11 protein-coding genes are annotated in these 13542 nt (G+C 31.9%); all 11 read left to right on the top strand.

Annotated features, from left to right (window positions below):
- Positions 1 to 101 precede the first annotated feature (101 nt).
- The 11 genes from QZ138_RS09665 (at position 102) to QZ138_RS09615 (ending at position 13010) form a co-directional block, all read left to right on the top strand.
- A complete protein-coding gene (locus QZ138_RS09665; protein ID WP_342765677.1) occupies positions 102 to 635 on the top strand; it encodes a glutathione peroxidase in 534 nt (177 codons plus the stop codon).
- Positions 636 to 774: 139 nt separating this feature from the next.
- A complete protein-coding gene (locus tag QZ138_RS09660) occupies positions 775 to 1200 on the top strand; it encodes a universal stress protein (RefSeq protein ID WP_292888833.1) in 426 nt (141 codons plus the stop codon).
- 7 nt (positions 1201 to 1207) lie between these two features.
- Positions 1208 to 1606 (top strand): hypothetical protein, encoded by a 399-nt coding sequence (locus tag QZ138_RS09655; protein WP_292888832.1) that lies wholly within the window; start codon positions 1208 to 1210, stop codon positions 1604 to 1606.
- Between the two features lie 203 nt (positions 1607 to 1809).
- The gene (locus tag QZ138_RS09650) at positions 1810 to 2928 is read left to right on the top strand and encodes a DegT/DnrJ/EryC1/StrS aminotransferase family protein (RefSeq protein ID WP_292888831.1); all 1119 of its coding nucleotides are present in this window, start codon (positions 1810 to 1812) and stop codon (positions 2926 to 2928) included.
- Between the two features lie 16 nt (positions 2929 to 2944).
- Positions 2945 to 4966 (top strand): CDP-glycerol glycerophosphotransferase family protein, encoded by a 2022-nt coding sequence (locus tag QZ138_RS09645; protein ID WP_292888830.1) that lies wholly within the window; start codon positions 2945 to 2947, stop codon positions 4964 to 4966.
- Between the two features lie 9 nt (positions 4967 to 4975).
- On the top strand, positions 4976 to 5959 hold the full coding sequence (locus tag QZ138_RS09640; protein ID WP_292888829.1) for a LicD family protein: 984 nt from the start codon (positions 4976 to 4978) through the stop codon (positions 5957 to 5959).
- Between the two features lie 12 nt (positions 5960 to 5971).
- Positions 5972 to 7288 carry an ATP-grasp domain-containing protein gene (locus tag QZ138_RS09635; RefSeq protein WP_292888828.1) on the top strand — a complete coding sequence of 439 codons (1317 nt, stop codon included), beginning with the start codon at positions 5972 to 5974 and terminating at the stop codon, positions 7286 to 7288.
- A 16-nt stretch (positions 7289 to 7304) separates the two neighbouring features.
- Positions 7305 to 9161, top strand: a complete 1857-nt coding sequence (locus QZ138_RS09630; RefSeq protein WP_292888827.1) for a glycosyltransferase — start codon at positions 7305 to 7307, stop codon at positions 9159 to 9161.
- 4 nt (positions 9162 to 9165) lie between these two features.
- A complete protein-coding gene (locus tag QZ138_RS09625; RefSeq protein ID WP_292888826.1) occupies positions 9166 to 10362 on the top strand; it encodes a glycosyltransferase family 2 protein in 1197 nt (398 codons plus the stop codon).
- Between the two features lie 16 nt (positions 10363 to 10378).
- Entirely contained in the window at positions 10379 to 11683 is a 1305-nt protein-coding gene (locus tag QZ138_RS09620) for a CDP-glycerol glycerophosphotransferase family protein (protein WP_292888825.1), read from the top strand.
- Positions 11684 to 11702: 19 nt separating this feature from the next.
- The gene (locus QZ138_RS09615) at positions 11703 to 13010 is read left to right on the top strand and encodes a CDP-glycerol glycerophosphotransferase family protein (protein ID WP_292888824.1); all 1308 of its coding nucleotides are present in this window, start codon (positions 11703 to 11705) and stop codon (positions 13008 to 13010) included.
- The last annotated feature ends 532 nt before the right edge of the window (positions 13011 to 13542 follow it).

Genomic DNA, 13542 nt, shown 5'->3' with positions numbered 1-13542 from the left:
TTCAACGGGGATAGCCTGAAAAAATACTTAAATTAACCATTATTAAGTGAAAAAAAATTCAGGAATCCCCACCCTCTTTTAGGGTGGGGTGGTTCAAGTCAATATATGATTTTGAAGTAAAAGATGGTGATGGAAATACAGTTTCATTATCCCAATACAAAGACAAAGTACTCTTGATAGTAAACTCAGCAACAAAATGTGGTTTTACACCACAATACACAGAACTAAACGAAATTTACGCAGAATTCAATGAACAAGGCTTTGAAATTTTGGATTTCCCATGCAACCAGTTTGGAAAACAGGCGCCTGGAACAACTGAAGAAATCACAGAAGTCTGCCGCTCAAAATGGTTGGTTCCATACACAATCTTTGAAAAGGTTGACGTCAATGGTGAAGATGCATCTCCATTGTTCGAATATCTTAAGAATGAACAGCCATTTGTTGAACTGACAGGTAAGGGCGCTGGAAAACTTAAACTTGTTGTTAAGATGATGGATAGGCATTATAAAGACAACAATGACATCAAATGGAATTTCACCAAGTTTTTAGTTGACCGTGAAGGCAATGTTGTGCGCAGATTCGAGCCGACAGAGGATTTAAATGATGTAAAAGAAGCTGTAAAAGCTCTTTTATAATTATTTTTTTTTAAATATGCATTTCAAATTATTTAATAAAATTCATTTTTCTATTTTTGATTATCATCAGTGTTCATTTTCACTAACTATTATTAACTATGAAGTATAAAATACATTTATATAATTAAGGTGCAAGCAAATGTATAAAAAAATTTTATTACCTACAGACGGTTCAGCCTATGCGGATCAAGAAGTGGAAAGAGTGAAAAATATACTCGCAGAAGATGGTGAAGTAATTGTTTTATCTGTTGCAGGCATATTAACATCTAGCGCTTTTCAATCTAGAAAAAAAGTAAAAAAAGTAAATGATAAGCTCAAAAAGGATGCCCAAAGATATGTGGATAATATGGCGGCCAAATTCGATGACGATGTAAAGGTTACAAAAATGGTCGTTAGAGGTTTTCCTTCAGATGCAATTAATGAAGTTGCAAATAATGAAGGTGTCGACCTGATTGTAATATCTTCAACCGGTAAAAGCGGACTTCACAGATTTGTCCTTGGAAGTGTAACTGAAAAAGTCCTTAAAAACAGTGATGTGGATGTATTGTTAGTTCACAATGAATAGGTGGAATATGAAATCAAAAACTATCATAAGCATAGTGATAATAATTTTAGTAATCCTTATAGGAGCATTCCTGTTTATCCAAGCCAATTCTCACAACACTAAAGTGGATGTAATTAGCAATTCTTCCCTTAAAAATGGTGACAAGGTTCAAATACTCCTTACTGATGATTATAGAAATGTTTATCCTGGAGAAAAGGTTCAAATTAAAATTTTAGATGACTCAGGTTGGGCTAATTATTATGATGTGGTTACAGATAATTCCGGTGAGGCATCAGTTGCTTTGTCCACTTTGGATAATGGGAATTATACAATCCATACAACTTATAACGGAACTCTATTCAACAAGGCCTATCATGGCGTTGACTCATTAGTAATCGATGACGGATATGGTAATTACGGTTACTAATTATATTTTTTTTATTAAATATTTTTTAATCTATTGTATTCTAAAAGGTTGTTTTGTCAAAAAATTTGTCTGATAGTTAATATCTAATTTTTACAAATTTTAAATGATTTAAAAGGGCTTTTTTCTTTAAGTATTAATAAGATAAAAAACAAATGATATATAGTATAATATATTATTTTATCAATTTTATCATAGAGGATATTATGAAGGATTTAAAATTTAAAGAGCCAATACTTGTTACAAGACCATTATTGCCTCCAATCGAAAAATATGAAAAAAGACTAAAAGAGATTTGGGACAATAACTGGATAACTAATTATGGTCCGTTGGAACGTGAATTCCAGGAGAAACTTAAAGGTTTCCTGAATGTAAAAAACATTGAATTTTTTGTCAATGGTCATGCCTCATTGGAAGTGGCTATAAAAGCATTGGATTTAAAAGGAGAGGTTATTACAACTCCATTCACATTCGCTTCAACTTCTCAAGCGATTATTAATAACGGTTTGACTCCAGTTTATGCTGATGTCGATGAGGAGTATTATAATATTGACCCGGACAATATTGAAGATTTGATTACTGATAAGACTTCCGCAATTATGCCTGTACATGTATTTGGAAATCCTTGTGATATTGATAAAATTGAAAAAATTGCTAAAAGGAATGATTTGAAAGTAATCTATGATGCTGCTCATGCATTTAATGTTAGAATAGATGGTAATCCTATAGGTTCCTATGGTGATATCAGCATGTTCAGTTTCCATGCAACAAAGGTATTCAATACCATTGAAGGCGGAGCTTTGATGTATGACGATGATGATTTAACATATAAATTAAGGTCAATTAAAAACTTTGGAATCACTCCAGATAATGAGGAAGTGCAATTTTTAGGCGTTAATGCTAAAATGAATGAGTTTGAAGCAGCAATGGGTTTAATTAACTTGGAATATGTTGAAAATGCAATTGCTAAAAGAAAAATAATTTATGAAAAATATTTGGAATGTCTGTCAGATCTTGAAGATCAGGGCAAAGTAAAAGTTTTAAGACCTAAAAGCAATGTTGATTATAATTATGCATATTTCACAATTAAATTGAATACATTTGATGAAAAGGATCATTTATTTAATAAATTGCCTGAATATAATGTTTATGCCAAAAGATATTTCTATCCTCCATGCAATGAATTTCCAGCATATGATTTTGAAAAAAATACTCCAATTGCCAAAAGTATCAGTGATACAATCCTTTCATTACCTTTATATTTGGATTTGACTGTTGAGGATGTTGAAAAAATTTGTAAAATCATTGAAATCGAATTGAAATGATTGTGGTGTTTTATTCATGAGTATAAAAAGTAAGGGTAAAAAAATTGCTAAAAAACTTTTAAATAAGTATTTCAGCTATTATTCACAGCCTACAGTTGAGTTGTCTTTACAGGATGAAAATTTGATTGTTAAAACAACCAAAAGAGTCATGCCAAATTCATTCATTGAAATCAAACATAGGGCTAGTGGTAAAAGATTGTTGCGTAAAGTAAAATCTTCCACTGCTGTTTTTGAAATTTCTGAATTGGTGGAAATGACTCAAACTGGTGCATTGGATTTTTATTTTAAATTCAAATCAAATGATTTGTTTTATAAAAAAAGAGTAAAATTCATTCCTTCTAATCAATTCTTTAAGGCAATATCTAGAGAAAAACATTTGGTTTTAAATTCATATAAAACAAATTTCGGTAACCTGTCAATAAAACTTGATGATATAGATTTTGATTATAATATTACTCATTTGGAAAGTCTCGAGGATAATAATATCCTGATAAAGGGAGATTTTGAGATAGTAAATGAGGATATTGAAAACATTGACCGTGTTACAATTATGGCAAATCATAGGCTGGACAGTCAAAGCAATGTTTTTGACATGAAATTCAGCGCCACTGAATCAAATAATAAAAAATATACCTTTGAAGGAATAATTGACGAAATTAATAATTCAGATGAAACAATCCTTGATTTAAGAATGGATTTTTATCTGAGACTTTATGATGATGATATCTATTATCAGTCTTTAATTGTTTTATCAACTTTCAAATACTTTGAAAATGATGAAGACAGATTCTTGATTAAGCTTGATGTTGACGGCAACATTTATTCTTATTATGCTACTGAAAACAAACATTCACTGGCTTTATGGATTACAACCGAAGCGGCATGGTGGAGATCATATACGATTGCATGCGGAAGGACAATTTATGAAGAGGCTTCCAAGACCAGAATCGATGAGAATATGATTTTCTTTGAAAGCTTTTTTGGAAATGCATATAGCGGTAATCCAAAGTATATCTATGAAAAAATGCTGGAGATGGGTTTGGATAAAAAATATACTTTTGTCTGGGCATATTCCGGAGAAAATAAGGATATAATTCCTGGAAATCCTATAATCGTTGACAGATTCCAGCCTGGAGATTATTATAAATACCTGGCTTTGTCAAAGTATTGGGTAAACAATATCATATTCCCAATTCACACAAAAAGGCCTGGAAATGTTTATTTACAGACTTGGCACGGCACTCCACTTAAGAAATTAGGCTTTGACATTACTATTCCTGGGCCTGAAGTTCAGGGCAGACAGAATTTCTTCAATGAGTCCAGAAACTGGGATTATCTGTTATCTTCAAACACTTATTCTTCAAAGATTTTTAAAAGGGCATTTAAATACAATAAGGAAGTTTTGGAGTTGGGATATCCTATAAATGACATTTTCTTTAAGGATAATGATGAATTTGTTAAAAACTTGAAATCCAAACTTAATATTGATGAGAATAAGAAAGTTATTTTATATGCTCCAACATGGAAGGATGATGAGAAAAATGATTCCTGGCAGCATTATTTCAATCTGGAAATTGATTTGGAAAGGTTATATGAGGAATTTTCCGACGAATATGTAATCATTTTAAAGATGCATCATTTGGTGTCTGAAAATCTTAAGATTGATGAGAAAATGAATGATTTCGCTATTGACTTGTCAAGTTATGATGATATTCAGGAGCTGTATATTATGTCAGATATCTTAATCACTGACTATTCCTCAGTATTCTTTGATTATGCACATTCAAGAAGGCCTATTCTATTTTTCGTGCCGGATTTAAATCATTATATTGAAAATGTTAGAGGTTTATACTTGAATATGGAAAAGGAACTTCCAGGACCACTTATAAAGGATAATGATCAATTGATTTATACTATTAAAAATATTGGTGAAATCTCAGATGACTTTGCTGATAGGTATGATGAGTTTTATCAGAGATTTTGCAGCTTATGTGATGGTGATTCTTCAGAAAAAATTATTAAAAAGATATTTGATTAGGGTGTTTCGATGGGTTTAAAACAAAAATTTGCACAAAAATTAATAAACAATAGCGGTTCACTTAAATATTATAAAAATCAGGTTGATGTTTTAACTAAAAAAGTTGAAAGACTTGAAAAGGCCAATGACTCCAATAATAGACTGTTCAATACAATCTTTCTTGATTATGAGTTGACTCCAGGTCCGTTACTTCAAAGTTTCAGGGACTTGTCCTTGGAATTGTTGAGATTCATGGATAACGTATGCATGAAGTATGATCTGGAGTGGATGATTGAGGGAGGTACATTTTTAGGTGCTATCAGGCACGACGGTTTCATTCCATGGGATGATGATATGGACTCAGGAATGATGAGGGAGGATTATAACAAATTGGTTGATGTTCTTCCCGAAGAGCTTGAAAGAAATGGCCTTAAGGATAATATAAAAATCAATTTCAGGCAAAGAAACGCCTTTGTTGAAGGTGCAACTTCATTTTTACAGTTATTCTATTACAATACATTAAGCGGCGGAGGAGTTGATTTGACCGCACTTGATGTTTTCCCATATGACTATATGAAGCAATATGGCGGCGAGGATATAGGCCAGAAGTATGAGGACGCAAGATTGAAGTTCTATCATGATATTGTGGAAATCGGGGATTATGATGCCACAGTTGAGAGATATCACGAGAACATGAATCTGACATGGGACAGAACCAATCACATGTTGAATGGTGTAGAAGGCCCTCAAGGACCGAAAAGGATTTTAAAACTCAAGGTTTTTGAAACCGATAAGATGCAGCCATTTAAACGTGTTCAATTCGGTAAATACGAATTCCCAGGTCCAAATGATAAGGATTATTATTTAAAAACTTATTACGGTAATTATTGGAATATACCTAAGGTCCTCACATTCCATCAGAGGATGGGAAGGCTTAGAAAATATCCTGGCATTGTTGAAATCTTTGAAAATGAGATTATTAAGTTTGAAGAGATTAATGATAATTTTGAATGATTTGTTGATAGTATGAAAAATGTTTTAGTGTTCCCCTGTGGTTCTGAGATTGGTTTGGAGATTCATAACGCTTTAAAATACAGTAAGGATTTTAAGCTGTACGGCGGGTCAAGCGTAGACGACCACGGCAAGTTTGTATATGAAAATTATATTCCAGACATTCCATTCATTGATGATGAGGGATTGTTGGACTTCCTGAATCAGGCTATTGAAGAGAATGATATTGACTTGATATACCCTGCACATGATGATGTCGTACTGAAGCTTTCAGAACTTAAAGGTGATTTGAAGGCACATGTTGTTGTTTCAAACAGTAAAACATGTGACGTTTGCAGATCCAAGAGCAAAACATATAAATTTTTCAATGAATTTGATTTCATTCCTAAATTATATGACCTTTCCAAAGACAGTTTTGATGATTTGGATTATGTTGGAAAGCTAACTGATGGCGAATTTCCTATTTTTTTAAAGCCTGATGTGGGTCAAGGTGCCAAGGGAGTTGCCATTGCTAATAATATTGATGATTTGAAACATCATTTCACTGAAAATCCCGGTTTGATAGCAGTTGAATATCTTCCTAATGATGAATATACAATCGATTGTTTTTCCGCCAATGGAAAATTATTGTACTGTGAAAAAAGGCAGAGAATTCGTGTAAAAGATGGAATTAGCGTAAATGCGATAACTGTTCAAACTGAAGAATCAATTAAGGAGATTGCAGAAATAATAAATTCAAAATTGACTTTTGACGGAGCATGGTTTTTCCAGCTTAAGAAGGACAGGAATAATCAGTATAAGCTATTGGAAATTGCTCCAAGAATTGCCGGAACAATGGCATTGCACAGAAATACAGGCATAAACTTCCCTCTTTTAACATTGTATGCGCATTTGGGAATTGATGTTAGTGTAATGACCAATGAGAATAGGTTAACCATTGATAGGGCTTTGACCAATAGATTTAATTATGAAATTGATTATGACCGGGTGTATCTTGATTTTGACGATACGGTTTTTGTTAAAGGCAAAATCAACACTTTTCTCATGATGTTTTTATATCAGTGTGTAAATGAGAGTAAGGAAATAATTTTGATTACAAAGCACATAAAGGATATTCGGGAGACATTAAAAGAGTTGAAAATTGATATCAATCTGTTTGATGAAATAATTACGTTATCAAAAGAAGATGACAAATACAAATATATGAATGATGATTTATCTGCAATATTTATCGACGATTCCTTTTCCGAAAGGATGGTTATTTCAAATAAGCTAAAATTACCTGTATTTGATTTGGATGCTATTGAATCATTAATTGATTGGAGAATGTGAGATTGGGGATAAGGATATGACAAATGAATATAAATTATCTGTTGTTGTTTTGGTTTATAATACGGAATATTATTTGAAAACATGTTTGGACTCACTTATTAATCAAACACTGGATGATATGGAAATCATATGTGTCAATGATGAAAGTACAGATAACAGTTTAAATATATTAAAACAATATGAAAGGAAATATGATAATATAACAATCATTGACCAGAAAAATCAGGGTGGGGCTGTTGCAGGAAACAACGGTCTTAAAATTGCAAAAGGTGAATATGTAGCAATAATTGATTCTGATGACATCGTTGTTGAAGATGCCTATGAAAAGTTGTACAAAAAGGCTAAGGAAACTGATTCTGATATTGTCGCCGGAAAACCCGTTAAATATGTGAGCGGATATCAAAGAGAAATAACCTTTAAGAATAACATTTGGGATGAAGAGAAAACATTCACTGTCGATGAATTCAAAGATATTTATTATGACGTTTTTTATTGGAACAAGATTTACAGGCGTGAATTTGTTGAAAAACATGATATCTATATGATTCCTGGAAAGATTTATGCTGATGTTCCACTGGTTTATCGGGCATATTCATTTGCAGATAAAATTAGTATAATTCCTGATGTGGTTTATTATTGGCGTAGACGTGCTCAGGAGGACATTATTGAAGGAAACAGTGACACATCAATCAGTAAAAGTTTGCTTGACATACCTAACATGAAAGACAGGCTTTCCACTTATTATTATGCCAAGGATTACTTTAAGGAAGCTGGAAAGGAACAATACTTCAGCTATGTCATAAAGACATATCTTGAAAGATTCTTTTATCCTATCAAAGGTATTTTAAAAGATAAAGACTTTAAAAAGGCTTACTTGAATGAAATAAAGGCCATATTGTCCGGAATTGATGACATCTATGACAACGGATTGGAAATAAGATATAATACGTTCTTTTATTTTATATTGAATGACATGGACAAGGATCTGGAAGACTTTTTGAACTTTGATTTGGATGAGCGTTCAACAGTTTTCCGTGATGGAAAGCTTTATTGGAATGTAAAATACTTTGACAATCCTGAATATGGTATCCCGGATGAGATATTTGAAATTGGAAAAGTGGAAGATAATTTCATAAATGTTGAGGACATTTCTGCAGATTCCAAATTCATTTACTTCAATAATATTGAATTGCCTCGAAATCTGAAAATCAAAGAAGTTAAAGTAGCATTCATGGGATTGACCAAAAAAGATACATTAAGAGCCAATAATATCTATGAATTCGGATTGGAGGAAATTGATGACCATGTTTATTCAGGCAAGGTAAATGTCGATGAAATCACAAACATCAACAATTATGATGTTCATTTAAAGGTTATATCTGATGATGATACCTATGAAATATTCAGGTTTAAAGAAAGATTTTTCAAAAAGGAAAATAGTGAAATTGTTGATTCAAATAAGAATGAGAATTTAGTCTTCTATTTCACCGCATTAGGTAATTTTTCAATTACAAAAGGTTATTGTAGGAATTTCTTTGATTATAAAGTTGACAGTCAATCAATGACTTTGATACCTCATACCAGTGGTGCGGCTATTTATAAAGTAGCTTTCAATTATAAATATGATAATGTTTTCTTCTCTAAAAAGGATAATAGTCCAAAAATAAGGTTGCAGGATGAATTGGAGTTAATCTGGAAATATTCCATTGAGGAAAATACAAAATATAATCTTAATGTTGAAATTCGTAAAAATAAATTTAAGTTGAAGAAAGATGCATTCATTGACTTTAAAGAACAGACCGTTGATTATAACGGTAAGAAAATAAGGATATTTGAAGATAGTGATGGGAGTATAGCTATAATTTTAAAATGATAATATGAGTGTTGAAAACCCTTTAGTTAGCGTAATAGTTCCGATTTATAATACGGCTGAATATCTTGAAGAATGTTTGGATTCCCTAATCAGTCAAACACTTGAGGATATTGAAATAATATGTGTTGAAGATAAATCTAGTGATGATTGTCTTAAAATTTTAAAGGAGTATTCTAAAAAAGATGATCGGATTGTATTAATAGAAAATGATTCCAATCAGGGCCAATCCATTTCAAGAAATAATGGTTTAAAAGTAGCTAAAGGAGAATATGTGGCTTTTCTTGATTCTGATGATTGGATTGATAGAAACACATATGAGCAGCTGTACAAATTCGCAAAGGACAATGATCATGATCTGGTGGTTTTCAATGCCCTTCGTTTCAATGATGAAGGTGTTGTATGGCCATGCATATTGCATTCAAAAGCGGGATATGACAAAATTTATTCAAAAACCAACGTTTTTGAGCATAAGAATTTGATTTATGATACAAGTATGTCAAAATTCATAAAAAGAGATTTTATTGACAAATCAGGATTTAAGTTTTTTGAGAATATTCTATATGAGGACCTTTTGTTTTCAATGGAGGTTTTGTGTGCCAGCGAGTGTTTGGGAATTCTGCCGACCGTTAATTACTATTGGAGAGTTAGAACCAGTGATAACTATTCAGTTACACAATGCGTATTCAAGTTAAAAAATTTAAATGACAGAATAACTATTACAAAAAGGATATTGGATTTTTTCAAATCTTCCGAAAAAAACTCTTCTTTATTAGATACATTCTATAAAAAAGTTGTTGAAATTGATATACTTCAATATATTAATGAATTTGATAGATGTGAAAATGAATATATTGAAGTTATGGACAAAACAGTAAGGCCTTTTACTGAAACACTTCCTGATGAAGCTTTCAGTGATTTAAATGATATAGATAAACTCAAATATGATTTATTTTTAAATCGAGATTTTGACTCCTTAATCAGATTAGTCCGTTCTGAAAGTTCATATAAAATGAAGATAAATGACTTAAAAGCAAAAAATAGGGCTTTGAGAAAAAATGTCAACGAACAGATTAGTATTAATGGTAATTTGAAAAGGGATAATAGGAAGTTAAAAGAGGAAGTTAAATTAATCAAGACCACTCAAGGCTGGTTTTCATATAAAACTAAAAATATTTATCAAAGGATTTCTAAAAAATTTTGATTTTGGCGGTGTTAGGATGGGATATAATGATTTAATAAAGCAGATTTCTGAATATTTCGGTGATAAATCCAAGGAGGAATTGGAAAATGAAGTATTTTACTCCAATCCGGAATTATTCAATGAAATAGCTAAATATAGAAATTATGGCATGCCCAAAAGGTATAAGAATGCATGCAAGAAGTTTTCTGTAAATGAGAAAATGTTCCTTTTTGAAAGTAATCTGGCAAAACAGTATACCGGAAATCCGAGATATATCTATGAGAGGATGCTGGAGTTATATCCCAATTATACTTACGTCTGGTCTTATAATGGGGATGAAAGCATTATCCCAGGCAATCCGATTGTCGTGAAAAGAGGCTCCGATGAATTTTATAAGTATCTGGCTCAGGCAAAAGTCATAATTAATAATACTACATTTCCTAATTGGTATCACAGGCCTGAAACGTTTTATCTTCAGACTTGGCATGGTACACCATATAAGCAGATGCATTGGGATAGGGAAAATAATACGAATCCGCATAAACGTTCATCTCCTCATTTTTATGCAAAGTCAACCGGATGGAATGCATTATTAAGTCCAAATCATTATTCAACAATTAAATTCAAGTCCTGTTTTAGATATAATGGAAAAATTCTTGAATACGGTTATCCTGCAAATGATATCTTTTACATAGATGAAAAATATGAATCGAAAAGGGATGAAGTTCGTCAGAAATTAAATATTTCTAAGGATTCCTTAGTTTATCTGTATGCTCCTACTTGGAGAGATGGAGGTCATATAGGCCATTCAATGTTCAAGTTTGATTTGATGCTTGATCCGGATAAATTTTTGGATAATGCTCCTGATGACTCTATTTTGTTGATTAGGGGTCACCATATGAGCGCATCATCTGATGCATTAGGCAATTTGGAAGGCAGAGCCATCGACGTCAGCGGATGGGATGATGCAATTGAACTTATGTGTGCTGCGGATATTTTAATCACTGACTACTCTTCTATCGTTTTTGATTGGTATTGCAGCAAAAAGCCGGTAATATATTATGTTCCTGACTTGGAAAGGTATGAAAATAAGATAAGGGGCGTTTATTTTGATATTACTGAAGTCAATTGTGGTGTGATTTGCAAAACAGAAGAGGAATTGTATGATAATTTAGACGTTCGCAATGCTCCTTTTTATGAGGACTTCTATAAGGAATTCTGTGATTTTCATGATGGCACTTCTGCCGATAGGGTAATAGAGTATTGCATTGGCAAGTCCAGGGTTCCATTCAAATCTAAAGTTGATAAAACCGTAAAGAAAGTTTATAAAAAATTTTTCTGATAAACCTTTGGTGTAGAAAATGAGCAAATATAAGAAGTTACAAAGGAATTTTTCAAAATATTTGGGTGATAAGACTAAAAAGGTTTTAGAACAAGAATTATTTTTGCAATATCCTGAATTATTTAATGAAGTAGCTAAATATAGGAGATACGGTGTTCCTAAAGTATATAAAAATGCATGCAAGGAATATCCGGTCGATGAAAAGACTTTCTTTTTTGAAAGCAACCTGGCAAGACAGTATACCGGCAATCCCAGATATATCTATGAGAGGATGCTCGAGCTATATCCTGACTATACATATATATGGTCTTATGAAGGCGATAAGAGCATTATTCCGGGTAATGCCATTGTTGTTGATAGGGGTTCTGATGAGTATTATAAGTATCTTGCAAAATCGGCCGTTGTAGTGAACAATACTATTTTTCCAATTTGGTATTTGAGGGATGAGACATTCTATCTTCAGACCTGGCATGGAACGCCTTATAAGAAAATGCATTGGGATATAGATCTGGAATATTTCAAAGATGGAAAAACAACCCCTCATTTTTATGTTAAGTCTACAGGCTGGAGCACATTGTTGAGTCCTAATCATTATTCAAGCGAGAAATTTAGATCCTGTTTTAGATATACAGGCAAAATTTTAGAATCAGGTTATCCTGCCAATGATATTTTTTATGATAAGGAGAAATACGAATCTAAAAGAAATGAAATTCGCGAAAAATTAAATATTTCCGAAGATTCATTAGTTTATTTATATGCGCCGACTTGGAGAAACAATAGGGATAATTATTTACGTCCTACAATATTCAAATTTGATTTGATGTTTGATTTAGATAAATTTATGGATAATGCTCCTGATAATTCTGTTTTATTAATCAGGATTCATCATATGAGTGAATTAAATGAATTGGATAATGTCGCAGAAAATGTAATCAATGTTACTGATTGGGATGATGCCCTTGAGCTGATGTGTGCTTCTGACATTTTAATCACCGATTATTCTTCCATCGTTTTTGATTGGTATTGCAGCAAAAAGCCGGTTATTTACTTTGTTCCCGATTTGGAAAAGTATGAAAATTTCATAAAAGGGGTTTATTTTGATATCAGGAAAGTCAACTGTGGCGTGCTCTGTAGAAGCGAAGAGGAATTATATGAAAACTTGGATGTTCGTGATGCTCCATTTTATGATGAGTTTTATGAAGAATTCTGTTCAATTCATGACGGCAAATCAACAGATAATGTTATAAAATATATTATGGACCGCAATAAGGTATCCTCAAAGCAAAAAATAAAAAACTCCATTAAAAAGATTTATAATTTATTTTAATATTGTTTTTAAGGTCATATTAACTATAGAATGTATTTAGATGATTCTGCATCGATATCTATAAAGAGGTTCTGGTATCTTGTTAAAGACGACCACGTAATTGATGCAATTAAAAATATGTCGAATTCCATGATAAGTTGCGGCATTGAAGACGGTAAGAATTGCCTAAAAATTATGAAAAAATAACAAACGGGATTTTTAATATCCTATTTATCTAAATGATGCAAGAATACCATGACCTCTTCAAGGTCATGGATGAATTGCACTATTGGGTGTACTATCTTTTTTATTTATTTTTTTGTGTTTATTTTTTATTTGTGTTTTTTGGTGGATTTTTTTGGTCTTGAATTTTTGTTCAGTATACTTTTTTTTATGGATTTTTAATAATTGCTTTGATTATGAAAAATTGTTTTTGGTTTGAAAAATTGCTCTGAGTTCGTTATTCGATTACTTTTCAAATGCTCTCTCTCATTTTTTATATAGGAGTAATTATAAATGATATATTATTCAATTAAATGTGATTTTAATTGTT

This window comes from Methanobrevibacter sp. UBA212, assembly GCF_905233225.1.
GTDB lineage: Archaea > Methanobacteriota > Methanobacteria > Methanobacteriales > Methanobacteriaceae > Methanocatella.
The sequence above is the reverse complement of the archived record's forward strand: the minus strand, read 5'-3'. Positions and strand labels throughout refer to the sequence as shown.

What these genes read in the sequence shown, in the direction of transcription:
- QZ138_RS09660 (WP_292888833.1), top strand. Translation starts at nt 775, where the DNA reads ATGTATAAAAAAATTTTATTACCTACAGACGGTTCAGCCTATGCGGAT.
- QZ138_RS09655 (WP_292888832.1), top strand. Translation starts at nt 1,208, where the DNA reads ATGAAATCAAAAACTATCATAAGCATAGTGATAATAATTTTAGTAATC.
- QZ138_RS09650 (WP_292888831.1), top strand. Translation starts at nt 1,810, where the DNA reads ATGAAGGATTTAAAATTTAAAGAGCCAATACTTGTTACAAGACCATTA.
- QZ138_RS09645 (WP_292888830.1), top strand. Translation starts at nt 2,945, where the DNA reads ATGAGTATAAAAAGTAAGGGTAAAAAAATTGCTAAAAAACTTTTAAAT.
- QZ138_RS09640 (WP_292888829.1), top strand. Translation starts at nt 4,976, where the DNA reads ATGGGTTTAAAACAAAAATTTGCACAAAAATTAATAAACAATAGCGGT.
- QZ138_RS09635 (WP_292888828.1), top strand. Translation starts at nt 5,972, where the DNA reads ATGAAAAATGTTTTAGTGTTCCCCTGTGGTTCTGAGATTGGTTTGGAG.
- QZ138_RS09630 (WP_292888827.1), top strand. Translation starts at nt 7,305, where the DNA reads ATGACAAATGAATATAAATTATCTGTTGTTGTTTTGGTTTATAATACG.
- QZ138_RS09625 (WP_292888826.1), top strand. Translation starts at nt 9,166, where the DNA reads ATGAGTGTTGAAAACCCTTTAGTTAGCGTAATAGTTCCGATTTATAAT.
- QZ138_RS09620 (WP_292888825.1), top strand. Translation starts at nt 10,379, where the DNA reads ATGGGATATAATGATTTAATAAAGCAGATTTCTGAATATTTCGGTGAT.
- QZ138_RS09615 (WP_292888824.1), top strand. Translation starts at nt 11,703, where the DNA reads ATGAGCAAATATAAGAAGTTACAAAGGAATTTTTCAAAATATTTGGGT.